This is a genomic window from Psychrobacter immobilis (assembly GCF_904846285.1).
In the GTDB taxonomy this organism is placed as follows: Bacteria; Pseudomonadota; Gammaproteobacteria; order Pseudomonadales; family Moraxellaceae; genus Psychrobacter; species Psychrobacter immobilis_D.
The window spans coordinates 16974-41105 of record NZ_CAJHAD010000012.1 but is presented as its reverse complement, the minus strand read 5'-3'; the positions used below and the strand labels follow the sequence as shown (position 1 = coordinate 41105).

19 protein-coding genes and 1 tRNA gene are annotated in these 24132 nt (G+C 44.6%); 4 read left to right on the top strand and 16 right to left on the bottom strand.

Annotated features, from left to right (window positions below; translation table 11 throughout):
- Positions 1-80 precede the first annotated feature (80 nt).
- On the bottom strand, positions 81-1625 hold the full coding sequence (gene hemN / locus JMX13_RS08550) for an oxygen-independent coproporphyrinogen III oxidase (RefSeq protein WP_201612102.1): 1545 nt from the start codon (positions 1623-1625) through the stop codon (positions 81-83).
- 379 nt (positions 1626-2004) lie between these two features.
- Positions 2005-4503: a penicillin acylase family protein gene (locus JMX13_RS08545; RefSeq protein ID WP_201612101.1), complete on the bottom strand. Its 2499-nt coding sequence runs from the start codon at positions 4501-4503 to the stop codon at positions 2005-2007.
- Positions 4504-4871: 368 nt separating this feature from the next.
- Between JMX13_RS08545 and JMX13_RS08540 the strand changes: the two genes are divergently transcribed.
- Positions 4872-6431, top strand: a complete 1560-nt coding sequence (locus tag JMX13_RS08540) for a YifB family Mg chelatase-like AAA ATPase (RefSeq protein WP_201612100.1) — start codon at positions 4872-4874, stop codon at positions 6429-6431.
- 161 nt (positions 6432-6592) lie between these two features.
- On the opposite strand, the gene ilvD is transcribed toward JMX13_RS08540, so the two are convergent.
- The 5 genes from ilvD to JMX13_RS08515 form a co-directional block, all read right to left on the bottom strand.
- Positions 6593-8272, bottom strand: coding sequence for a dihydroxy-acid dehydratase (gene ilvD / locus JMX13_RS08535; RefSeq protein ID WP_265088404.1), 1680 nt, complete (start codon positions 8270-8272; stop codon positions 6593-6595).
- Between the two features lie 124 nt (positions 8273-8396).
- Positions 8397-9074 carry a phosphoglycolate phosphatase gene (locus JMX13_RS08530; RefSeq protein ID WP_201612098.1) on the bottom strand — a complete coding sequence of 226 codons (678 nt, stop codon included), beginning with the start codon at positions 9072-9074 and terminating at the stop codon, positions 8397-8399.
- A 113-nt stretch (positions 9075-9187) separates the two neighbouring features.
- A complete protein-coding gene (locus JMX13_RS08525; protein ID WP_201612097.1) occupies positions 9188-9688 on the bottom strand; it encodes a DUF4385 domain-containing protein in 501 nt (166 codons plus the stop codon).
- Between the two features lie 194 nt (positions 9689-9882).
- Positions 9883-9958, bottom strand: a tRNA-Phe gene (locus JMX13_RS08520).
- A 122-nt stretch (positions 9959-10080) separates the two neighbouring features.
- Positions 10081-10503: a hypothetical protein gene (locus JMX13_RS08515; protein ID WP_201612096.1), complete on the bottom strand. Its 423-nt coding sequence runs from the start codon at positions 10501-10503 to the stop codon at positions 10081-10083.
- Between the two features lie 385 nt (positions 10504-10888).
- Between JMX13_RS08515 and hisB the strand changes: the two genes are divergently transcribed.
- From hisB to JMX13_RS08500, 3 genes are all read left to right on the top strand, one after another.
- Positions 10889-11563: an imidazoleglycerol-phosphate dehydratase HisB gene (gene hisB / locus JMX13_RS08510; RefSeq protein WP_149490244.1), complete on the top strand. Its 675-nt coding sequence runs from the start codon at positions 10889-10891 to the stop codon at positions 11561-11563.
- On the top strand, positions 11564-12208 hold the full coding sequence (gene hisH, locus JMX13_RS08505; protein ID WP_201612095.1) for an imidazole glycerol phosphate synthase subunit HisH: 645 nt from the start codon (positions 11564-11566) through the stop codon (positions 12206-12208).
- Positions 12209-12361: 153 nt separating this feature from the next.
- Positions 12362-12754 (top strand): hypothetical protein, encoded by a 393-nt coding sequence (locus JMX13_RS08500; RefSeq protein ID WP_201612094.1) that lies wholly within the window; start codon positions 12362-12364, stop codon positions 12752-12754.
- Between the two features lie 45 nt (positions 12755-12799).
- On the opposite strand, the gene JMX13_RS08495 is transcribed toward JMX13_RS08500, so the two are convergent.
- The 9 genes from JMX13_RS08495 to nqrF all read right to left on the bottom strand — a co-directional run bounded on the left by JMX13_RS08495 (position 12800) and on the right by nqrF (position 24125).
- Entirely contained in the window at positions 12800-14146 is a 1347-nt protein-coding gene (locus tag JMX13_RS08495) for a valine--pyruvate transaminase (protein ID WP_201612093.1), read from the bottom strand.
- Between the two features lie 135 nt (positions 14147-14281).
- Positions 14282-16969 (bottom strand): ABC transporter permease, encoded by a 2688-nt coding sequence (locus JMX13_RS08490; RefSeq protein ID WP_413786312.1) that lies wholly within the window; start codon positions 16967-16969, stop codon positions 14282-14284.
- Positions 16969-17652, bottom strand: a complete 684-nt coding sequence (locus JMX13_RS08485; RefSeq protein WP_201612092.1) for an ABC transporter ATP-binding protein — start codon at positions 17650-17652, stop codon at positions 16969-16971. The genes JMX13_RS08490 and JMX13_RS08485 overlap by 1 nt, the downstream gene beginning before the upstream one ends.
- Complete coding sequence (locus JMX13_RS08480) at positions 17649-18464, bottom strand: arylesterase (protein ID WP_201612091.1); 816 nt, start codon at positions 18462-18464, stop codon at positions 17649-17651. The genes JMX13_RS08485 and JMX13_RS08480 overlap by 4 nt, the downstream gene beginning before the upstream one ends.
- A gap of 112 nt (positions 18465-18576) precedes the next feature.
- Complete coding sequence (locus JMX13_RS08475; RefSeq protein WP_201612090.1) at positions 18577-19902, bottom strand: CynX/NimT family MFS transporter; 1326 nt, start codon at positions 19900-19902, stop codon at positions 18577-18579.
- Positions 19903-20254: 352 nt separating this feature from the next.
- Complete coding sequence (gene nqrM, locus JMX13_RS08470; RefSeq protein ID WP_201612138.1) at positions 20255-20500, bottom strand: (Na+)-NQR maturation NqrM; 246 nt, start codon at positions 20498-20500, stop codon at positions 20255-20257.
- 122 nt (positions 20501-20622) lie between these two features.
- Entirely contained in the window at positions 20623-21714 is a 1092-nt protein-coding gene (locus JMX13_RS08465) for an FAD:protein FMN transferase (RefSeq protein ID WP_413786313.1), read from the bottom strand.
- A 202-nt stretch (positions 21715-21916) separates the two neighbouring features.
- Positions 21917-22717 (bottom strand): SDR family NAD(P)-dependent oxidoreductase, encoded by an 801-nt coding sequence (locus tag JMX13_RS08460; RefSeq protein WP_201612088.1) that lies wholly within the window; start codon positions 22715-22717, stop codon positions 21917-21919.
- Between the two features lie 172 nt (positions 22718-22889).
- Positions 22890-24125 (bottom strand): NADH:ubiquinone reductase (Na(+)-transporting) subunit F, encoded by a 1236-nt coding sequence (gene nqrF / locus JMX13_RS08455; protein WP_201612087.1) that lies wholly within the window; start codon positions 24123-24125, stop codon positions 22890-22892.
- Positions 24126-24132 lie beyond the last annotated feature (7 nt).

The window sequence follows — 24132 nt, the reverse complement described above, 5'->3', positions numbered from 1 at the left end:
AAGTCCCATTGATTGCAAACCATAAAAAAGACCTCGCGCGTGAGGTCTTTTTTTATTTTCTATGGCTTAATCAATACACTTTAAATAACTTTAGAAAAGCGATTTTTATGTTTTTTCTCAAGATACTCATCAAACACCATGGCGACATTACGACCTAATAGTCGACCTTTTGGCAGGACGCGAATACCAGCAGCATCCATATCAATCAGGCGGTCGTCTTGCATTTGACCCAGTTGCTGAATTTCCTCAATAAAGTAGGTAATGGCATCGATACCGAACTTCTGATTGACGTCTCTGAAATCGATATAGTCGTGACACAATAAATTCATAATCACGTATTCACGCAGACGATCTTTAATCGAGGTCTTAATGACATTGACCGCGGGCATGATGGTTGGATTATCGCGAGCCGCATCAACATTTTCTTTATATACCTGCAAATCCGTATGATTTTGTAGGATATAGCTGCTATTGGCATTAGAGATTTGGCTGATTGACGACACCCCAAAGCCTAATAAATCGCAATCGCCCATGATGGTATAACCCTGAAAATTACGATGCAACTTACCTTCGCGCTGGGCGATAGCAAGCTCATCATCAGGTTTGGCAAAATGGTCGATACCAATATATTGATAACCAGCTTCGCTCAAGGTATTGATGGTATTACCGAGCATCGTAAGTTTGGCAGCTGGTGTCGGTAAATCTGCCTCTTTGATTTGGCGTTGAGATTTAAAGCGCTCAGGCAGATGGGCATAATTAAAGACCGATAAGCGGTCGGGTGCCATCTCGATAATGCGGCGTACTGTTTTATCTAAGGTCGTTGGCGTTTGATGTGGTAAGCCGTAAATCAGATCAACGTTAGTAGAATGGAAGCCCAATCTACGCGCTTCAGAAAGCACATTCTCAATGAGCTCGGCAGAATTTATGCGGTTGACCGCGATTTGTACTTTGTCATCTAAGTCTTGCACGCCCAAACTGACGCGGTTAAAACCCAAGTTGCGCAGTACTGTTAATGTCTCGTGGCCCAGCTCGCGCGGGTCGATTTCAATAGAGTAATCGCCTTGGTCTTCTGGCAGAAATTCAAACTGGGTCTGTAAAAATTCCCAAAGTTGTATCAACTCATTATCTTGTAGAAAGGTTGGCGTACCACCACCAAAATGTAGCTGTTTGACCAGTGGTTTTTTACCGTCTGCTGGTGTTTTTAATAAGCTACGTTTGTGCTTAATTTCCGCCATCAAATATTCTAGATAATCGCCGGCATCGCTATTTTTTTTGGTAATAATTTTATTACAAGCACAGTAATAGCAAAGGTGGCGACAAAACGGTATATGAAAATAGAGCGATAGAGGTGCATGGGCTTCGCGCTCTTGTAGAATTTTGGTCTCAAGACCTGCTGGCATCGGTGAGAATTCTAAAGCGGTCGGGTAGGAGGTATAGCGTGGCCCTGAACGATTGTATTTATTAATAATCTCTTCGTCGAATGCGGGTAGCTGCTTACTAGTAATGCTACCACGGGTACTGGCATATGGATTGGGCGTCTCAACTACAGGGCGTGCTGTTGTAGGCTGCTCGTTGGTAAGCGAAGAAGGGTTTTGGGCGCTATTGAGATCGGATGGTTCTGACATGCAAGATTCCTCGGTTTGACGGTATAAATCGCCATTATTTACGCGATGAGCGCATGGCTTTTTTATTCGGATAATTGCTTTGCTAAGTGGGATTTTCTAAATACATTTTTGCTAGAAATTAGGTTGCTCTGAGTTGCGTTAAGACAAGCTATATGGCTCATTAAGTAAGCTAAATGGTCCTGTTAAATATCGATGCTAAATATTAACGCTAAGTAGTAACGCTAAATAGGTGATAAGCAGTATAACAAATCATTGGTTATAGTGGCATGGACGGCAAGTTTTCGTATATACCCATAAAGTTGTATTGTTATCTGGAATAAAAAAAGACTCCAGGATTAACCTAAAGTCTTTTTTATTAATATCAAAAATGACTCTAATTTTATTCCCTTAGTTGAAGCTTATTACCAACGGCTTGCGCAGCAATTTCACTAGTGCTAAAAGGCACGCGAATCCACTCTTTTTTCGAGTAACGACGAGTCTGATCTCGATGGTAAGGGCGCGTAGTATCTCCTGATTGTGAATAGGCAAGCAGCGCCTCTACGATAGGACCTTTGTCATCAAAAGTCACCGTTTGCATATAAGTTGGCCCATTATTAATAATATAGTTTCCAGCCTCATTAACTCCTGCACCTCGTGCAACGTTAAAGATACCTTCGCTACCATAACCACCATGCATAGGAATGCGCTGATTGTTCTTGCCAGCATCTAGTACATATTGTAGTTCACCCAAGCTTGCATCAAGTGCAATGCCCTTATTTTGGAAATAGGCAATCGCATCGCCCAAGGCTTGGCGAGTCTGTGCGGTTATTTTTAGCTCGCGCGGCGTATTGACAGGGTCTGCCTCGTTAAAGGGTACTTTAAACGAATCATTTGTATATTCGGTAAAACCAGCTTTGCCCCAAAACTCTCTAAACACATGCGCGCCTCGGCTATCGATGTTGTTGCGACGATCCCAATTACTCAAGATGCTACAGGCTTGTTTGCCATCGATAGTTCCGCCACCTGTCAGAGGCAACATAGAGTTTGCGTTACAATCTGCTAAAACATCATCAAGAACCAACTCGGCAGCATCGCTACGATTGCCATAAACGACGTCTTGCATATTGTCTAAGGTAAAGGTATTGCCACCCAAGCTATCTGAGTTATCAAGACGGTCTAAAACCTGCTGAAATGCCATACGTGTGCGCAAAGAAAGTGGCACGCCCTCTGGGCTAGTTGCACTAGGGAATAGCGTTAAACGACGACGTAGCAGCGGTGAAAATCCTGTTAATGGCTCATCTAAATTACTCAACCAATAAGTATCGTTTGAGTTAAGCACATAGTCATCACGAATTAAGAAAGGCAGATTTGAGCGTCCAAAAATACCTGCTTGCGGCGAATCGGCATCATTACCCCATTCACAATCCGCTTTGCTACCATCTAATGCTGGTAGACCAAAACTTACGATGGCTTGTAAATAAGGCTTGCCAGCAGTACAACTTGTGAGTTTTTGAGCGGTGACATGTGGCACGGTCGAGATGTCAGCATAAAGCGCTTTACCATAGCGGTCGGTGGCAATGGTATTAACAAATCCTAGTCCAACCTGATCTTGCATTCTATCAACTAAGTCCTCGACACTGGTGGCTTTATTCATGCTGCGCCACTGGTTCAGTGAGCGGGCATTTTCGGCCGCAGCATCACGGATGGTAAAGGCGATATTGTTCGCGCCCCAAGCTGGCAATAAGCCATTGACTTGATTGACGGCTATCATAGGACCAAAATGTGAAGAATAAACCGATCTTACTAGCGTCTTATTATTGGGCAGTTGGATGGTGACGTCATCCTTTTTAATATCACGTTGCTCAACCACACCTTCACTATTGGTATAGTTGTACTTCATTGGGTCGCCGTCTACTAGGCTGAGCTGATAAAGGGTAAAACGTTTGGCGGTAGAAACCGTATGACTCCAAGCGACGTCTTTATTAAAGCCAATGTTGGGGAAAGGCTGTCCTTGCTGTCCTGCTCCCATGACGTCAAGCTCGCCTGGCATCGTCACATGAAATTCATAAAAGCGTTGTAAACCATCCCATGGCTCATGAGGATTGCCATAAAGGATACCACTCTTAGTGCCAGTGACTTCGCTACCAAAGGCATAGGCGTTGCTGCCGCCATCAGTCACATTGATAGTTTTCATATCAAAATCAAAACCTGAGGCCAAATCAGCGGCAGACTCTGACGATAAATCGTTCTCTGGTTCTATAGAAAGCGTACGCATTCGAGAGCTGCCCATGATGCCGTTTGCTACAGTCGGCGTCGCAGTGGCGATAGGCGTAATAAAATTTGATAGACCACCGCGCAAATTAGCCTTACCGTAAAGCGCTAGCAAATCATCGGTAGTGATTTCGCGAACCCATTCAGCGCCAACACAGTCAGGATCGATATTGTCGACGCCTTTATCACGTAAATAGCGGCTATAACCCGCGGCATAACCTGCTACCGCATCCAAAATCTCAGGCTCTTGCGCGTCTAAAAATTGCTGACGCTTAGCGTCTGAATTATACCAAGTATAAAAGACATCACTATCAACATCCCCTTTATCACCCAAATAACGCATACTCTGACCTTTCGCTATCACGATTTCGCGTGCCAGTGAGCAGATATTATCTTCGGCAAAGGCATAGCCGACGCCGTAACCCAAGCCTTTATAGTTCTTAGCGGTGATGTGCGGTATCCCAAACTCAGTGCGCTGAATATCAGCCGCATAGGTACTATCGCTAGTGTCGCTATCTATATTGCCATTAAAATTATCGTTATCCGAACAACCAAACAGTCCCAACGAGACTGCCATCGTCAATAGCGTGAGTGTGTGTACACGCCGATTAAGCACGTTGATGCTCATAATCTTACCCATCCATGGTTAATTACGATTATATAAAGCGCTGGCAAAAACCCACCATCAAGCTTTAAGTGTCAATAAATTCCTTTTATTGCCATACTTTTTTTAGGTCTTATATTTTTTGATATATAAGATAAATTAAAAAGCATTTATCAATCATATAATAATTTTAAACCTCTATGCTAGCGAATAAACCAAGGGAATTAATGGCTGATATGTGGTTTAAAAATAGCAATGAATTCGTTTTATATAGCTAAATAATAGGCTAGGAACAATACTGTTTAAACGAATTAATAAAAATTAAAACACGACATTTGCGCACTTATTAATAATGCTTTATTATCGATTCATCACTATACTAGGAAAGGCCGATGTCATTTGCCCAAGTGTATACGCGCTCAGTCGTTGGGCTGCATGCACCGCAAGTTATTATTGAGGTGCATTTATCGCAAGGCTTGCCAGCGCTCACCATTGTCGGCTTGCCTGCTGCTGCCGTACGCGAAAGTAAAGATAGGGTGCGCTCTGCCATTCTGAATTCAGGATTTCAGTTCCCTAATCGGCGCTTGACGATTAATCTAGCACCAGCAGACTTACCAAAAGATGGCGCAAGATTAGATTTGCCTATTGCCATCGGTATTTTAGCCGCTAGCGGGCAACTTGAGCCAGAAGTATTGTCAGGGTTTGAGTTTATTGGAGAGCTTGCGCTCAATGGTGAGCTGCGACAGGTGAGTGGTAGCTTGGCGGTGACGCGGGCAATAAAAGCAGAGTCGATAGTGGTAAAGACTGCAACAGCTGATGAACAAGCGCCGCACCAGTTACGGCAATTACGGCAATTAATAGTACCGATTGATAATGGAGCAGAGGCAAGCCGTGTCGATGGCGTCGAGATATTAGGCGCTCAAAGCCTAAAAGCAGTTTGTGGTCATCTGCAGTCGTTAGCAGACCTAAGCGTAACCACTGAGAGATTGGAAATAGTCACGCCCGGTCCGGCGCAGCAGCATGCTGGCTATAAAGTAGATTTAGCCGATGTAAAGGGTCAGCATCATGCGAGGCGGGCGTTAGAGATAGCCGCTGCAGGTGGTCATTCGCTATTATTTACCGGGCCACCCGGTTCCGGCAAGACTTTGATGGCATCACGGCTACCAACTATCTTGCCGGATTTGAGTGACGAAGACGCATTAGAAGTTGCCAGTACCTATTCAGTGGCAGACAGCGACTACGATTATGGTACGCGGCCATTTCGCCAAGTACATCATACTATATCTGCGGTGGCATTGGTCGGTGGTGGTTCTCGTCCCAAACCTGGCGAGATTACGCTTGCCAACAAGGGCGTTTTATTTTTAGACGAGCTGCCTGAATTTGAACGCAGCGTTCTAGAGGTATTGCGCCAACCGTTAGAGGCCAAACAAATCACCATTAGCCGTGCCAACTCACAAATGACCTTTCCAGCAAACTTTCAACTGGTCGCAGCGATGAATCCTTGTCCGTGTGGCTACGATGGCGATGCTTCAGGACGTTGTCGCTGCAGGCCTGAGCAGATTAAACGTTATCAAGACAAGCTATCAGGCCCGCTGCTTGATCGCATTGACTTGCATATTACCGTGCCTGCGCTACCGATTGCCGATTTGCAAAACGCTCAAGCGGGTGAAACCTCCGAGCAAGTCCGCACTCGAGTATCTGCAGCACATAAGCGTCAATTAATACGGCAGAAAAAGGTTAATAATGAGCTGAGTCCCAGTGAGATTGATAAATACATTCAGCTAGGCGAAGCTGAACAACAACTCTTACAGCTTGCTCAGCAACGGCTAAATTTATCCGCGCGTGGCTATCATCGTGTCTTGCGAGTCGCGCGGACAATAGCTGATTTGGCTGATAGTATTGATATCACGAGCGTCCATGTGTCAGAGGCGCTAAGTTATCGTAGTAAGTGATGTATTATTAACTTAGAAAAATCCTGTAATATTACTAACGCCATTTAAACCTTCTAAACCTTTATATTTATCTAAAGGGCTATTAGGTAGTTCGAGCATTTTTATAATAATGCCACAAACCACCTTAGACATTCCTTTACTCAAGGTGTTTTTAATAGCGATTAAAACTTATCAGTAATGGCACCTTCCGAGGCACTGCCAACCGTTTTGGCATATTTAGCCAGTACGCCACGTTTTACATTTGGTTCTGGCGCTTGCCATGTACTTAAACGCTTTTGAATGTCTTCTTCGTTGATGTTTAAGTTTATTTCATTATTATCGGCATCAATGGTAATGGTGTCGCCATTTTCAATAATAGCAATCGGGCCGCCAACCATCGCTTCAGGGGTGATGTGGCCGACGACAAAGCCATGGCTACCACCAGAGAAGCGACCATCGGTAATTAATGCAACGTCATTACCCAAACCACGACCCATAATGGCAGAAGTCGGTGACAGCATTTCACGCATGCCGGGGCCACCTTTAGGGCCTTCATAACGAATCACAACTACGTCACCCGCCACCACAGTGCCATCTAAAATAGCGCTCATGGAGTCTTCTTCGGAGTTAAATACACGGGCTGTGCCAGTAAATAGAGTACCTTCTTGACCACTGATTTTTGCCACCGAACCAGTCGGTGCAATGTTGCCACGTAAGATGCGTAAGTGGCTGTCGGCTTTAATGGGTTTATCAAAAGGCCTGATAATGTCTTGGTCTACTGGGTAGTCTTTTACGTTAGCTAAATTTTCAGCAATGGTTTTGCCGCTAACGGTTAAGCAGTCGCCGTGTAGTAAATCTTTTGCCAGCAAACGCTTCATTAATGGCGCAATACCACCAATTTTGATGAGCTCTGACATTAAGTATTTCCCTGATGGGCGTAAATCGGCGAGTACTGGCACGCGCTTACCTATTTCGGTAAAGTCATCAATATTTAGCTCTACGTCAATCGCATCGGCCATGGCCAGTAAATGTAGTACAGCGTTGGTAGAACCGCCCAAAACAATCACCATTGTAATAGCGTTTTCAAAGGCTTTACGCGTCATAATGTCGCTAGGCTTAATATCGTTGTCAATTAACCACTGGATCGCTTCACCTGCTTGTCGGCAGTCTTCACGTTTTTCAGGAGAAATAGCTTCTTGAGCAGAGCTGCCCGGTAAGCTCATGCCTAAGGCTTCAATCGCTGATGCCATGGTGTTGGCAGTATACATACCACCACAAGAACCCGGACCAGGAATAGCCGTTCTTTCAATCTCCAACACTTCTTCTTCGGTCATATCACCACGGGCATTGGCACCGACGGCTTCGAATACAGAAACGATGTCAGTATGGTTTTTACCCGGCTGAATGGTGCCGCCATAAATGAATAGCGAAGGACGGTTTAAGCGCGCCATGGCCATCAGGCAACCCGGCATGTTTTTATCGCAGCCACCAATAGCAATGATCGCGTCGTGACCTTGGCAGCCTGAGACGGTTTCAATAGAATCCGCAATCACCTCACGCGATACCAAGGAGTACTTCATACCTTGATAACCGTTAGCGATACCGTCGGAGATGGTAATGGTATTGAAAATAATAGGTTTGGCATAGGCAAGATAAACGCCTTTAGCCACTTCCTCAGCTAAACCGTTAATATGAATATTACAAGGCGTCACTTGGCTCCAAGTCGAGGCAATTCCCACTTGCGGGCGCTTAAAATCTTCATCGGTAAAACCAACCGCGCGCAGCATAGAACGCGCGGGTGCTTTTTGAATGCCATCGACCAAAATAGCGGAGTACTTCCTTTTGGTATTGTCTTTTTTAATCATTCTCTGTTTCCAATAGCGTACGTTTTATTGGCTTACTTAAGCTTAAATAAAGGCTAATCATAGTTTGCAAGTGTGTAAGGTAAAAGGTTTTCTTCTTATTTTTAACTATTATAAATACGCTCTAATCTTTTAAAATATAGTCAACCAATGCCGCAAAATCATCAAATGCTGCAGTAGGGTTGAGCTCACGAATATCTTGCCCATAGTTATAACCATAAGATAGCCCAAGCGTATCCATATTGGCGTTTTGTCCGGCTAAGATATCGTTTCTTGAATCGCCAATCATCACCGCCTGCGTTGAAGCAACATTCAATGCTTCACAGACATGCAATAGTGGTGTAGGGTCTGGTTTTTTTTGCGCTAGACTATCACCGCCTAGCACTTCACTAAACAAGTCCTGCCAGCCAAAAGATTGCAATATTTTCGGTACGAAACGAATGGGTTTATTGGTCACCAATGCTAGCGTAAACCCTGCTGACTTTAGCTTTTTTAATCCACTATCGACATCGGGATAAGCGACGGTTTTGCTACCGCTAAGATTCTTATAAGCATCAAAAAATACTTGTTCAGCATGATCGGCTTCCTCGACCGTCAACTCACCTTCTAACACCTCTATTTTACCCACCAATGCGCGCTCGACCAGCACCTTTGAGCCATTACCGACCCAGTTACGAATAGTCTCAATTGGATAAGGTGTTTTGCCAAGTGTCGTTAACATCGCGTTAGTTGCATCAGCCAAATCTGGTACGCTATCAATTAAGGTGCCGTCGAAGTCAAAAATTAAAAGTTGCTTATCCATTATTACTAGCCTTTAGGGGTTATCACGTCTGTTTGTTAAATCTATGCTTTAACCATAGCACAACAAGCTATCTAAACGCATTCAATAGGCATTCAAAGCGTATTTTTGCTCGATTATTCAATATCTTTATAGCGTTGACGATGTTCGTCTTTCATCTTTAAATAGTCTGCGTTTTCGCGGCATTTATCCCAAGTTTGCTTAAAGATACGTGCCGACTCTGCTTTAATAGGGTCTTCAGTTTGCCGCGGTAGCTCTTCGCGCCCATGCGCACCGCTCTGACCTTTTTTATCATCAGGGACCGCACCTTTGTATTTCTTACCACCTTTATGATTGGCATAGCGACGGGCGCGGGTATAGCCCATTTGAATAAATTTGCGCGCCATATCGGCACCAACAAAGTCATCGGCAGCCAGATAATCTAAAAACATCTGATAAATAATCTCGCTACTCTCAAGCGCAATATCAGGCGTAGCAAAGCGCCAATGTGGCAATATTTCGGACTTGTAAGGCTCTACCAATAATACCCCTTGCTCACCATGACCGACACGGTACAGCTCGGGCTGCGCACGCAAATCTAGGTTTTTATAATCCAAATCATAATCAAACTCTCTCATAGTTTTTACCTCTAGCGTTGCATTAATCGCTTTAGTATAGAGATAATTTATACCTCAAAAACAGCATAAAAGTGTTATCTATCAGTGCAAGTAAAAGCACGCTTAGTAGCTATCCCTATAATTTTTATTAAATTTTAAGCATAAAAAAAGCCCCAAACATAAATGTCTGGGGCTTTTTAGAATGCTTAAACGAATGGTGGCTCGAGGCAGGTTCGAACTGCCGACACACGGATTTTCAATCCGTTGCTCTACCGACTGAGCTATCGAGCCGTCTTCGTTGAGGCGCTATTAAACTAAATATAGCCGTTACTGTCAAGCGCTTTTTGCATAATAAGCGAAAAAATCGCATAAATAGTCAAATATAAGCCAAATACAAGGTTTTAAACTCGTATCTAATCCTTAACGCGCAGTAGCTCATACTCGCTCATGATACGATGAATATCTGCATCGACTGGGACAAACTCGCGCACGCCTTTTTTCACTTCGGCATCATAGACCAGTTTGATAAACTTAGCATCGATAGCGCGACCACGATTTTGCGTATGCACAGTGAGGTATTGCAAGCGTTTGGCATCCGTTTGTCCGTCATCAAAGCAAGCAACCGCTGCGATTGGCTTGTCATTAAACATGCCGACATACAGGGTTTGACCGCGCTTAAAACCTTGCTCAACGAGATTTAATACTTCTGCACCACTTGGCTGGTTGTCATCGCTGTCATATAAGGCATGCAAGCGCTCGGATAGTTCGTTTTCACGCGCAGGTTTTTTAATCAGTGGTGCATCTAAGCTGTTGATGGCGATCGCTTCTAAAGGCATAATCAGTTCCTATAAATAATCGGTTGCTATAAGGTGATACAGCGTGGCATCGAGTGTAGCATTGTAGAGTCGGCGCGGCTTATGATTGATAATACTGAACGCACTATTTTAGCAGAATAGGGCGATTTTGTGCATGGATTACTGCTTGGTCGTGGCAGTAAATGCTAGGGTTTGCTATGATGAGGATAGACAATGGTTTATATGCAAAAAACCTAATATTTCGGCTTTTTCAATATGTGTTTTTAGTAAGAATTTGAATAAGCCTTTTGCATAAACATTGACCCCACTTTTAGCTTAGTTTTTTATATTTTAGATGCTAGTAAGAATGCTTTGGGCGCTTTTTCGCCCTATTTTATTGACCGCTTTTCATTTATAGAGAGTAGCCATGACTGCCAATTCTACGACGACAACCAATACAGCCAATGCAACTGAGCAAAACCAATCTACCAATCTAAATTTACATGGTCGCCCAGCTCGTACTGCCACCGTTGAGCGTAATACTGCTGAAACGCAAGTGACTTGCACCGTTAATCTTGATGGAACGGGTCAAGGCACTGTCGATACTGGTGTGCCGTTTTTGGATCATATGATTGATCAAATCAAACGTCACGGTTTGTTTGACTTAGATATTAAATGTACCGGCGACACCTTTATCGATGATCACCACAGTGTTGAAGATACGGGTATCACGCTTGGGCAAGCATTCAATAAAGCATTGGGCGATAAAAAAGGCATCCGTCGTTATGGGCATTTTTATGCGCCACTCGATGAAGCGCTTACGCGTGCAGTGGTTGATTTATCAGGCCGTCCTGGTTTGCATATGGACATTCCTTTTACCCGCTCGCACGTCGGTAATTTCGATGTCGATTTGTTCAGCGAATTCTTCTACGGCTTCGTCAATCACTCATGGATGACGGTGCATTTAGACAATCTTAAAGGCAAAAACAGCCATCACCAAATCGAATCTACCTTTAAAGCCTTTGCCCGTGCGCTACGCATGGCTTGCGAATATGATGAGCGTGCGCTGAATACCTTGCCATCGACCAAAGAGGCTTTTTAGATGAGCCGAACCACAAAGATTGCATTATTAGATTATGGCATGGGTAATTTGCACTCGGCCAGCAAGGCATTGTCAGCGGTAGGCGCGGAAGTCGTTATTACCAATGACCCAAAAGTGGTCGCGGCGGCTGATAAGATTTTCTTCCCGGGTGTCGGTGCCATGCGCGACTGTATCGCTGGCATGCATGAGGCAGGGATTGACGAGGTCATACGTCAGGCGATATTTAATAAGCCCGTCATGGCCATCTGTGTTGGCATGCAGGCGTTATTTGAGCAATCCGCTGAGAATGGTGGCACAACATGCTTGGGCATCTTAGATGGCAATGTAGAAGCGTTTGACCCCACTTGGAAAGATGAGCAAGGTGCAACCATTAAAGTACCGCACATGGGCTGGAATACCATTAACGGTATGGATTTTACCCATCCGTTGTGGAATGGCATCGAAGATAATGCGCATTTTTACTTTGTCCATAGCTATTACTGCGCGCCAGCCGATAGCTCGCAAGTGGCTGCCGTTTGTGACTACGGTCAGCCGTTTTGTGCCAGTATTTTGCAAGATAATTTGTTTGCGACCCAATTCCATCCAGAAAAAAGCCACACCGCGGGCTTACAGCTGCTAAAGAATTTTGTAGATTGGAATATCTAAAAAGCATGTATTACATGTTTGATTGGACAGTTTTGATTAAACAGGAAGGTAGGTTAGCAAATGCTTAATCTACCTTTTTTATTCTCAATATATAATTAGTTGTTTTTCATTTATACTCAGTTATTTTCTATCTCTTATACGCGGAATAAAATCGTGGATTTTTATCTCTTTAAAAACGGTGTCGTGGATGCCACAGGATTAGACAAAGACGCCTTACATATTTATGTGGGCATCAGCGTCTACCTATTAAGTTTAATCTTGCTACGTCCAATTTTCAAAAAATACAGCGTCAGGGCGTTTATCGCTTTAATTATGGTGACCGCCATCGCCTTACTGGGCGAATATCTAGACAATCGCCAGACGATTACTGAGCTCGGTCTAGCAGGGTTACAAGCTGCAGAAATAAAGGCCAGTATCCATGATATTGTTAATACCTGTCTGCTGTCTTATATAATCTATGGCTTTACCGTATGGACAAAGACATTTCAGTCAATCAACACCGTCAAACCTATGATTAAACGACAGAAAAAAACGGACTATTCATAAGTCCGTTTTTTATTTCTATCTTTAACGCTTTGTATAATAAAAGGCTTAGTCGTTCTGACTGCTAGCCTCATCATAAAGCTCACGCACTACTTCACCAATGACTTTAATACCATCTATTAAGGTCTGTTCGTCAGCGGCGATACTCATACGAATACATTCATGCGCGTGCTGGTAATCGCTGACATCGACACCGGGGAAAAAGTATTCACTCGGTACAATGATGGTGCCTTTTTCTTTAAGGTGCTCATATAGCTCAAGCGTGTTAATCGGCAAATCTTTAAACCATAACCATAAGAAAATCGCGCCTTCAGGCTTATGAATCATTAATGGATAATCACCCAACGCTTCTTTTAAAAGCTTTACCGCTAATGTGGCTTGCTTTTGATAAAAGGGTTTAATCTCATTATCAGCTAACTGCTTGATACGGTCATCGTTCACCAATGGCGTCGCAATCGCTGCACCAAAGCGCGTCGGTGCTAGATTGACCACCGCATTCATGGCGCTGACCGCTTCGATGACTTTCGCATCGGCCACGATAATGCCGGTACGCATACCGGGCAAGCCAATTTTAGACAGGCTAAAGCAAAGAATCGTATTATTATCCCAGTTCAAATGCGCATCTGAATAGATGATGTTAGGGAAGGGCATACCGTAGGCGTTATCGATAATCAGCGGTATGTCATAACGCTTGGCTATCTCGGCCAAATGCGCCATCTCCTCATCGGTCAATACATTACCGGTTGGATTGGTCGGACGCGAACAGCAAATCGCGCCGATACGACCTTCTTTTAGCGCTGGCAAGTTCTCTAACGCTTCAAAATCTACGCGATACTTAAAAAAGCCTTCCTCGCCATTGTGGGTTACTTCATCAATATGTGGCAGTACGGCTGCAAAATGCTGACCTTCGACATGAACGTCACTATAACCAATATATTCAGGCGTTAATGGTAGTAGAATTGATTTATCGACAGATTGATTTTCGTTATTTTGGCTGTTTTCATCAACGAAAGCCCCACCAAATAAATTAAACAAGTAGAAAAAAGCATTCTGTGAGCCATTGGTCAGAGCGATATTTTCTGCGGTCAAATTCCAATCATAGTGACGATTAAAGAAACCAACCAAAGCATCTATAAAGCCTGCATCACCCTGCGGATTGGAATAATTTGCCATGCTAATGATAGCGCTACTGTTGGCCTCGCCGGCATCGTTATCATTGCCAAGCGCTTTATAGGTCTCTAAAAATAGCTCATTAACGGCATCAATTTTGGCAGGGTTACCACCGCCTAGCATATTGATAGGCTGATCGCTTTTTAGCGCATCGCCCAAATCATCCATCAGTTGTGAGATGCCAGTTGGCTGGGTAAATTTTTGACCGAACTTTGAGAATTTCATAAGGTTACCGTACTTTTATGAGTGGTTTATGAGAGCTGTATATAAATATTGAGATGGGCATTAGTATAGCAAATAGTCAGTTTTAAACGAGCTGGAATATTAAGACTGACTGACTGACATTGACAATATCAACTGTTATATCATCGCCCGTACCCTCGCCATAATCCCGCGCCCAATCACTAAGCGCACATAAATAATAGCGATAGCGAACAACAACGCAATTAACGCCACACCGCCGATGCCTAAGCTAACCCATGGCACACTAAAGCGCAGATTAAACCATTGGGTAATAGCAGCCCACGCCCCGATATTAGCGATAATTACCGCAAATAAAGCGGCACTAATGCCAAGTATGCCAAGCTCTAAGATATTTAGCATATATAAGTCGCGCTTTTGCATACCGAGCAGCCTAAATGAAGCACTATCCGCCATGCGATCTTGTGAGGTGGAGAGTAGCGAGCTAATCAAAACCATAATACCCGTCAGCAATGCCAGTAAGGTGAAGACATAAACCAAGCGGCTCATTTGCACGACCAACTCTTGGACTTGCTGCGCAATTGCCGTACCGTCGATGGTCGTTACCGCAGGAAACTCGCGTACTAACTGACCTTGGAGCTTTGGAATATCCTCTGCTGCGACGTGGGCAGTGGCAAATTGGATTTGCGGAGCGGCGGAGAGAACTGCTGGCTCAAATAAGAAGTAAAAGTAGGGACTGGGTCCTTTCTCATAGCGCGAGCGAATACTGGTGATTTGCCCAACGATCTCAATTCCTTGGATATTAAAGCGCACTTGATCACCCATGCCGACGTTTAGCAAGCTGGCAGCAGTATCCAAAATCGATAATGGGGCAACGGTTTGCGCTGGCTCATTATCTGCAGTCTTAATAGGGGTATAAAGTTTATTGTCTTCTGCAGCATCAGTAATGAATTCAGTATCCATCACCGTATCGGCGTAGCTTAAATTAAAGACGCGCGTCGGTTCATCAAAGCCGTCGGCAGGTTCGATATCTTGCACAGGCACATCATTAGCAGTGACGACGCGCGCACGAATGACAGGATAATAGCTCACAGGTGCAGCAATGATGTTATTAATCTCATCATGCTGATCACTTTGAATATCGAGCAAAAATAAATTGGGCGCATCTTCAGGATACGCATTAATAAACTGCGCATTGATACTATGATTAAGCGTAGTAATCAAGGTTAAGACCGCCACTGACAGCGATAAAGTGACAAAAAATAATGCTGATTGATTGCCTTTACGGGCAAGGTTATGGATAGCAATACGCTGCATCCAGCTGATATTAGAATGTTTGGCAAAATTAGTCAGTAGCCATAACCAACCGCGCGCCAATAGCCAAAATATCGCTACGAAGGCAGTCAAGCCTATCAAGAGCTGCGCACCTAGTATCAGAGAATTGACTTCATAAGCAAAAAACGCATAAAGCCCGATTAGCATCAACCCATACCATAATAATGGCAAGCGTTGATACCAAGGCATATTTTGCGAGTTTGTGCTTGCTCCTTGATTGAGTAAAGTAGCAGGCTTGGTCGTACTTAGTGTGCTTAAACCACGCTGAGCAATCAGTAGGGTCAGCACTAAAGCGATAATAATGGTTTTAATGGCACTGATAGGATTGATAGCTAGACCAACATCAGCAGGCAAGATAGCAATCAGATACGGCTGACCGACTTTAAGTAAGCCAAAACTGACGATAACTGCGGCAATACAGGCGATGATAGTGGTAACAATCAAAAGCTGATAGTAGCTGCGTTTCAGCGACTTGAGCGGTTCACCCAATGCTAAGCGAATGGCGTTACTAGACTGCTGCTTGGTCACAAAAGCCGTAATGACGCCATACATCGCTACCGCAGATAACAAGAGCACGGCAATGACGAGCAGCTTTAAGAACATCAATACATTATCAGAAATACGCGAGACAGAGGTATCTGCTGATTCTGCATCAGAGAGCTCGATATCAGGGTAATTGCTTAGTATTTGCGTGAGTTTATCACGCTGCACGGCCATTAATTCAGGCTCGCCAGCCAGTTCAATACGATAATTAATGCGGCTACGCTGTCCCAATAAATTGGTCGCTGCGAGCGCATCTTGATGCATCAAAACCCGCCCGCCAAAACCAAATGCGGTCAATGGACGGTCAGGCTCTTTGGTCAGCACGTCGCTAATGGTAAATTCAGCATCACCAATGGTGATTTGGTCACCGACACTGGCGTTTAAGCTGTTCAGGACTTCTGGTGCGACGACAACATTATCAGCGCTTAATTGCTCCCATAACGGTTGCCCTGAAGCAAGCTTGGCTTCCCCATATAACGGATAAGCCGGAGAGACGGCTTTGACGCTGGCAAGCAAGGTTTGCTCATCGGTCACAACCATCGCGCTAAACTGATAGTCATATACTATTTGTGTATCAGTAACCGTCTCTACCTGTGTTAATACTTCGCTTGGCCACTCTTGCTTGCTGTTTAATATTAAATCGCCGCCAACGAGCGCGCGCTGATTATCATTGATATAAGTATTAACCGATTGCTGCACGGAGTCGAGGGTCAAGTAGGTTGCAAGCGATAACGTTAGCGTCAATAAAAATAATAGCGGATAAATCCAGCGTTGCCACCAGCTACGACTTAAGGCTTGTGCGCCCAATCCTTGTAAACCCAATATTGGCAAACTCAAAATACTGCTAAACAGCTGGCGCATGATACCGCTAGTATAATCTGACTCTTTTGCCATGTGAGTATCAGTCGTAGCAGTAGCATCGATGGCTGAATGTTTCTCTGTTTGCTTATTATTCTTTAAGTTATTCATCAAGAAATAATCCGCCCGTCGTGCATAGTAATAACCCGATCTGCCATCTCCGCCAGCGCGGCATCATGGGTCACAACAACCAATGCCGAGCCAACTTGCTGGCGTAAATCTAATAGTAGCTGCATCACTTGATTGGCATTTTGCTCATCTAAGTTACCGGTTGGTTCATCGGCAAAGACGATTTTTGGCTGCGAAACCAAGGCGCGCGCAACGGCAGTACGCTGCTGCTCACCACCTGATAATTGATTGGGTAAGCTATCACGCCTATGCCCCAAATCAACCGCTTCAATCAGCTCATTTACCCGTGCTTTATTCGGACGACGGGCGATATCAAGCGGAAAAGCAATATTTTCTGCTACCGTCAATGTCGGTAATAGATGAAACGACTGAAAGACAAAGCCCATATCGCGTTGACGAATGACTGCCAGCGCATCTTCATCAAGGCTGCTTAACGTTTGTCCCGCTAACTCAACCGAGCCACTATCAGGATAATCTAACGCCGCTAATAGACCTAACAAGGTAGATTTACCGGAGCCAGATTTACCCATAATGACCACAAACTCGCCCGCATTGACATATATATCGACGTCTTTGATGATAGATAGCTTTTGCTCACCGACTTGCACGGTTTTATTCAGCTTGGAGGCGGTAAGTAGTGCTTTGTTATTGGGTGTAGCGGTCATTGGGTAGTCTCAGTAGGTGTGCTAGATTTCGTTGCTGTATTGGCGTGATTAGCTTCTAACTTTTCAATTTTAGGCTGTAAAATTGGCAAAATATTATCATTAACGATAATAGTATAGCCTTCTTTGGTTGGATGAATCGCATCGGCTTGGTTGAGCTTAGGGTCGCCGCCCACACCATCTAAAAAGAAAGGAATCAGCGTCACATTCATATCTTTAGCCACTCTTGGGTATATCGCGGCAAACGACTCTACATAGTCCGAGCCAAGGTTGTCATAAATCTGCATGCCACCTAAGATAACCTCGCTACCATTATCCTGCAGGCGTTTAACAGCGGTGCGAATATTGGCTTCGACCGTTGCTACATCAATACCGCGGATGGCGTCATTGGCACCAACAGTCAAAATCGTAATATCAGGCTTGGTTTGCAAAACCCAATCTAAGCGATTGACGAGGCCCGTACTGGTTTCACCGCTTAAGCCTGAATTGACTACTTTGACATTTTTATAGCCAAGCTCTTTTAAACGTGCTTCTAGCTGCGCGGGATAATTGGCATCGTTATCGACGCCCAACCCTTCGGTTAATGAATCGCCCAATGCCAATATTGTTAATGGCGCTTGCTGCTGCTCAGTTGCCTCTGTTATTTTCTGAGTTTCATTAGTTTGGGCGCTAGTGCTTTGAGTGCTGGTAGTTTGCGTACTATCATCAGCCGTATTGCTATCAGGCTCTTTTTGACAGCCGCTAACCACAAGGGTAACGGCTAATGCTGCCGCTATTATTAAAGGTTTAGTCAAATAAGAAGAGATATTTATCATAATTTTGCTGTCCTATTTACAATCAAACCAGTGTAGCAAACTAAGCTTATGAGCAATATGGCGCGACAGTTAACGGTATTGCCTGTCTGTCAGTTGACATTAACGGTAAAAATTAAACCTTCTTACCATCGACCATTACTGGACGGCTGACCATCCATGCAAAACCCACGTTTAACACCATCAAAACCAACATGATGAATAAGGGCAAATCCCAGCTGTCCGTTGCTTCATGCAACCAGCCGGTACCTAGCGGACCAAAGAACGCAATCAGATAACCGACTGCTTGCGCCATGCCCGACAGCTCGCTTGATTGATTGGCAGTATAAGTCCGCATCGAAAACAGCATCATACTTAAGGTAAAAATCGCTGAACAACCAATGCCCATCAGCGCCGACCATAACCACGCCAAATCAGCTGATAAATAGCTGACTCCTAAAATGCCAATCATGTTTAAGACGGCAGCAAATACCGCCAACGCCTGAATAGGGCGTCCACGATTGACCAGCCAAGTTAAGCTTAAAATCGCTACCGGTGCCATAAACTGGAATACCGAGTTCATCTGCCCCGCGCTTACCGCCGATAGTCCTTTACTGAGCCAAATCGAGGGTAAAAAACTGGCAACGGTATAAAAAAGCAGCGACTGTAAGCCCATGAAAACCGCAATTTGCCAAGCAAAAGGCGTGCGCCACATGGAGATGGGTGACGGGGCTTTTACGCCTTCAGCAAGCGGTACAACTGGCTGATGATTTGACGAGCCCAAACGCAGTCGTAGCAGCACCCAAATAATTAAGGCAAACACGCCTAAAATTGACCAACCACCAAGTGCCCATTGCCAGCCAACTTGTTCGGATAATGGCAAGACCACGCCTGCGACAATCCCTGCCGACACGGTCATAGTCAGACTGAATAATCCCGTAATCAAAGGAATGTGATTTGGTGTTCGCTGCTTAATCACAGGTGCAGCAAGGGTATTGGCAAAACCAATGGCCAACGTCAGCAGTAATGTGCCACCTAAAAAGCCAATCCAAGTGGGGATAAGGCTACGAATAATCATGCCCGTCGTTAAGAGGGCAATCATCGCAATCAGAGTGTTTTCAAGCCCAAAACGCTTACCAATCGCTGGCGAAATAAAAGCCCCAAGGGCAAAAGTCAGCATTGGCACTGCGCCAAGCCAACCGATTTGGGTTTCGGAGATATTGAGCGCTCCTTGAACTACCGGCGCAATAGAACCCAGCGCCACAATTGGCGAGCGCATATTGGTCGCCAATAAAATCATGGCACAGAGCACTAGCCAAAACGTAAAGCGTGAAGAGGGCAGCTTAAAGTTTGACGGCGCACCCGACTGAGACTCGGAAGAATGGAGCGGCAAATCATTTTGCACATTAGGAGAGGTAGACATAGCAGCACGACTATCAGCATAAGAAAAAGGACACGTCATTAAAAAGCGCAGGCGCACCATAGCTTATAAAATAACACCAGAGTACGTCACCCAAAAGGTGATTGAGACAATAGATTAGAATGTAAGAGTTCAGAATATAAAAACGCTTTCCGAAAGCAAGCCATATGTAATGGTTGTTCTATCGAGCAGGGCAAACTTAATATATGAATAATGGCTTTGATTTTTTGCTTATAAAAAGCCTTCTATACCAATACTAAGCTATAAACGTTAAGCGCATAAAAAAATAGCGTCAGTCACTGTTAGCTTGCAATATTAATTACAAAGGACTAGACGCTATTATAGGAACAGATGTTAGGTGAATGCTACCAGCGTATGGTAACAAATAAGGCGTTTAGACAGACTTACCTAGTTGGGCCGCCTTAAGCGCGATTTCTTGCTGTTGGTCGACCAGTGAATCGCACTTGTTGGGGTCATTACCACAAAATGAGCAGTGTTCGTCGCCCATCAATTTCGCCACACCACCGCAAGAGCCTCTAAGCGGCTTTTTCTTGACCATATAACCGATGCCCATGAAGATAAAAAACAGCATGAAGACGGTAAAGGTAATGGCAAGCATAGGAAGCAATTGGTTAAGCATAGAGGGAACCTCTCGTTTAAAATATGGGACAGTCATCTATTCGATAACTTGCTTATAGTATAGCAAAAATTCGCCTTGCTCGTTTGTGCTTAGCAGGTACATTAAAGCCTAGGCTTTTGATATTAAGACTTTTTATCAGCCCGCAGGGTTTTCATCGCAGGAGTTTCTACCACTTGCCAATCATCAATACTGTCGGTAGCGGTATCTGCTGTAACGGCTTTAGCCAAAATGACAAATAAAGCAGAGATATTGTGCTCTTTGGCGGTTGCTAGCGCTTTTTCATAAGGCATGGCGGTTAAGGCAGTTGCCCAAGCATCAGCCAGCGCAACTGTTTCTGCAGCAACGGTTACTGAGGGCGCACCGCCCACAATTGGTTCGCCTGTCGTCGGGTCGATAGTATGACTGTAGTGCTTACCATCAAAAACGACGGAATTGCGATAATTGCCAGAGGTTGCAAGCGACATAGTAGTGCCATTATTAATAGGCTGACGAATCACTGCCATGGTTTGGCGTGCGCTTACTGTGCTGCCTTCGATGGGCGCGTCAATCGCAATTTGCCACGGTTGCTGCTGAGCACTGACGCCAGAGGTCGCGACTTCACCGCCAATCTCAACCATATAATTGCGAATCTGATAGTCATCTCTGAGTACATCGGCGATAACGTCAACGCCATAGCCTTTAGCCACCGCCGAAAAATCAAGCTCTACGCCATCTTTGGTTTTATAAATGCTTTGGTCTTTTTGTATCACGCTTTTAAAGTCGACCAATGCTTTTGCTTGTGCAATCTCAAGCGCCGTCGGTGGACTTTGTAAGCGCTCAACCGTCATGGTACTGCCAAAACCCCAGGTTTCAATCAATGGCATCACCGTAGGATCAAACGCGCCGCCCGATAGCTCATAGACTTGCCTAGACGCTTCTAAGACATGGCTGAAATCGGCGTCGATAGCAATAGGGGTATCTTTATCTAATTGGTTGAATTTAGAAATGGTAGAGTCCGCTTGATAAGTGGACATGCTGTCATTGATGTCTTGCAGGCGCTTATCGATGGCGGCTTGTATGGCAGCTTCATCAGCGCCTTTAGGCAATTGATAACTGATATGGTAGCTGGTGCCCATGGTCTCGCCGCTGAGATTGTTATAATCAGTCTTTTGCTGGCAAGCGCTAAGAGCAAGTACGGAGCCGATAGCAATCACAGACAGAAAGGCGGGTTTCATTGATGGGTTAGCAGCGCTAAGCGAGGTTAAGTTTGTCATAGGAGTCATCACAGCTTGATAGAGCAAAGGGGTGAGTGGGGCGCATTAGCTAGCAAAAACAATTAGTCAATAACTAAGCAAGCTAAGCGTTGCCTATTTTACACCCCTTGTCACCCATAACGCCAATCATCGACCTAAGATATATCTGCTTAGCCTGCTATGTTTATGTTACTTTTGATTCACGGATAAGCTTATAAAGCTTTGGCGGTGATAAACGGTTGACCCTAGTGGCGAGTTTTTCTTTATTGCCGGCAACGATAATATATTCTTCGTCGCTAATAAGGGCTTTGATGACCTGTTTGGCAAAAGCCATCGCCGTCAGTCCTTTATTGGTCGCCTCATCCATCGTCCCTTGAGCGCTACCGTCACCAGTCAAGGCATTAATAGAAACATTGGTTTGAATAAATCCTGGAAATATCGTCGCCACCTCGATGCCTTGCCCATGTAATTCAGCACGTAGACTATTTGCCCACATATGGATGGCCGCTTTGGCAGCACCATACGCGCCGCGATATTGCGTACCGAGTAAACCCGCCACACTTGATACCATGATCACTTTGCCACCGCCTTGCGCGATCATATCTGGCAATACCAGTCTGGTCAGACGCGTTTGCGCAAAGTAATCTACTTCCATCAACTGTCGTTCAACTTCTTCAGTGGTTTCCATGATAAGCGAGCGTTGACTGATACCAGCATTGTTAATCAGCCAATCTACTTTTTCAGTTTTAGCTTTGACCGCTTCATAGGCTTCTTTTGCTTGCTTAGCATCGGCGATATCAAACGGGACAACGATATGTTTTTTGCTATTCTTGCAGCGATTTCTAACCGCTTCTAATTTATCCTTATCACGCCCACTTAAAATAATAGTGGCACCGCGTTTGGCAAAGGCGATAGATAATGCTTCACCGATACCGCTAGAAGCACCAGTTATCCAAATGGTTAAATCTTTCACTTTGTTTTTCATAAGAATCCTTTCTGCTGCGAAGATGTTTTTCGTCACATCATCTAATTTATTTAGCCCATAAAAAAAGAGCCTCCATTGAGACTCTTAATTTAGCATATATTATCGAGCTAATCGTGTTTGCTTGATGAACAGGTTTTATCATCCCATTTAATCAAGCAGCTTAACCACCCGTTTAACCACCGAAGTCATCAAGCATGATGTTTTCATCTTCCACACCTAAGCTGTGTAGCATGTCGATGACCGCCGCGTTCATCATCGGTGGCCCGCACATGTAGTATTCACAGTCTTCTGGATTTGGATGGTCTTTGAGATAATTCTCAAGTAGCACGTTATGGATAAAGCCCGTTGGACCTTCCCAATTGTCTTCTGGTAAGGGATCAGACAAGGCCACATGCCACTCAAAGTTATCAAACTCTTCTTCTAGTTGATCATAATCTTCAACATAGAACATCTCACGAATCGAGCGTGCACCATACCAAAAGCTAATCTTACGATCAGTATTCAAGCGCTTAAGCTGATCAAAAATGTGCGAGCGCATCGGCGCCATACCCGCACCACCACCGACGAAAATCATTTCAGCGTCAGTCTTTTTGGCAAAGAACTCACCATAAGGACCAGAAACTGTCACTTTATCGCCAGGTACTAGGCTAAATACCCAAGAGGACATTTTGCCCGGTGGAATACCGTCAGGACCACGTGGCGGTGGACTGGCGATACGAATATTAAACTTGATAAGGCCTTTTTCTTCAGGGTAATTGGCCATCGAATACGCACGGATAACCGGCTCATCAACTTTTGATACATAGTTGAAAATACCAAATTTGTCCCAGTCTTCGCGGTATTCTTCGTCAACCACAAAGTCTTTATAATGCACTTCATGCGGTGGCGCTTCTAACTGTACATAGCCACCGGCACGGAAATTGACTTCCTCGCCCTCTGGAATTTTAAGCACCAACTCTTTAATAAAAGTGGCAACGTTATCGTTAGAGATAACTTCACATTCCCACTTTTGTACATCAAAAAACTCAGGGTCAATCTCGATTTTCATGTCTTGCTTTACCGCAACCTGACAGGCAAGGCGCATGTGGTTACGGATTTCACCTTGGGTAAAGTAACCCGTTTCGGTGGGCAAGATAGATCCGCCCCCTTCAATAACGCGGCAACGACACTGCGCACACGTACCGCCACCACCACAGGCTGAAGATAAGAAAATACCTTCGCTCGCCAGTGTTTGTAGCAGTTTTCCGCCTGCAGCTGTCACGACGTCATTATCGGGATTATCATTGATATGGATAGTAACATCGCCTGAACTGACCAGTCTTGAGCGCGCCGCCAAAATAATGGCAACGAGGCCCATGATGATCAAGGTAAACATAGCAACGCCACCAATCGCCGTAGCGTAATCCATGGTAGGT

What these genes read in the sequence shown, in the direction of transcription:
- JMX13_RS08525 (WP_201612097.1), bottom strand. Translation starts at nt 9,688, where the DNA reads ATGAGAGAGTTTGATTATGATTTGGATTATAAAAACCTAGATTTGCGT.
- JMX13_RS08530 (WP_201612098.1), bottom strand. Translation starts at nt 9,074, where the DNA reads ATGGATAAGCAACTTTTAATTTTTGACTTCGACGGCACCTTAATTGAT.
- JMX13_RS08475 (WP_201612090.1), bottom strand. Translation starts at nt 19,902, where the DNA reads ATGACGTGTCCTTTTTCTTATGCTGATAGTCGTGCTGCTATGTCTACC.
- hisH (WP_201612095.1), top strand. Translation starts at nt 11,564, where the DNA reads ATGAGCCGAACCACAAAGATTGCATTATTAGATTATGGCATGGGTAAT.
- JMX13_RS08480 (WP_201612091.1), bottom strand. Translation starts at nt 18,464, where the DNA reads ATGATAAATATCTCTTCTTATTTGACTAAACCTTTAATAATAGCGGCA.
- JMX13_RS08540 (WP_201612100.1), top strand. Translation starts at nt 4,872, where the DNA reads ATGTCATTTGCCCAAGTGTATACGCGCTCAGTCGTTGGGCTGCATGCA.
- JMX13_RS08515 (WP_201612096.1), bottom strand. Translation starts at nt 10,503, where the DNA reads ATGCCTTTAGAAGCGATCGCCATCAACAGCTTAGATGCACCACTGATT.
- JMX13_RS08465 (WP_413786313.1), bottom strand. Translation starts at nt 21,714, where the DNA reads ATGAAACCCGCCTTTCTGTCTGTGATTGCTATCGGCTCCGTACTTGCT.
- JMX13_RS08485 (WP_201612092.1), bottom strand. Translation starts at nt 17,652, where the DNA reads ATGACCGCTACACCCAATAACAAAGCACTACTTACCGCCTCCAAGCTG.
- hisB (WP_149490244.1), top strand. Translation starts at nt 10,889, where the DNA reads ATGACTGCCAATTCTACGACGACAACCAATACAGCCAATGCAACTGAG.
- nqrM (WP_201612138.1), bottom strand. Translation starts at nt 20,500, where the DNA reads ATGCTTAACCAATTGCTTCCTATGCTTGCCATTACCTTTACCGTCTTC.
- hemN (WP_201612102.1), bottom strand. Translation starts at nt 1,625, where the DNA reads ATGTCAGAACCATCCGATCTCAATAGCGCCCAAAACCCTTCTTCGCTT.
- JMX13_RS08545 (WP_201612101.1), bottom strand. Translation starts at nt 4,503, where the DNA reads ATGAGCATCAACGTGCTTAATCGGCGTGTACACACACTCACGCTATTG.
- JMX13_RS08490 (WP_413786312.1), bottom strand. Translation starts at nt 16,969, where the DNA reads ATGAATAACTTAAAGAATAATAAGCAAACAGAGAAACATTCAGCCATC.
- nqrF (WP_201612087.1), bottom strand. Translation starts at nt 24,125, where the DNA reads ATGGATTACGCTACGGCGATTGGTGGCGTTGCTATGTTTACCTTGATC.
- JMX13_RS08495 (WP_201612093.1), bottom strand. Translation starts at nt 14,146, where the DNA reads ATGAAATTCTCAAAGTTCGGTCAAAAATTTACCCAGCCAACTGGCATC.
- JMX13_RS08460 (WP_201612088.1), bottom strand. Translation starts at nt 22,717, where the DNA reads ATGAAAAACAAAGTGAAAGATTTAACCATTTGGATAACTGGTGCTTCT.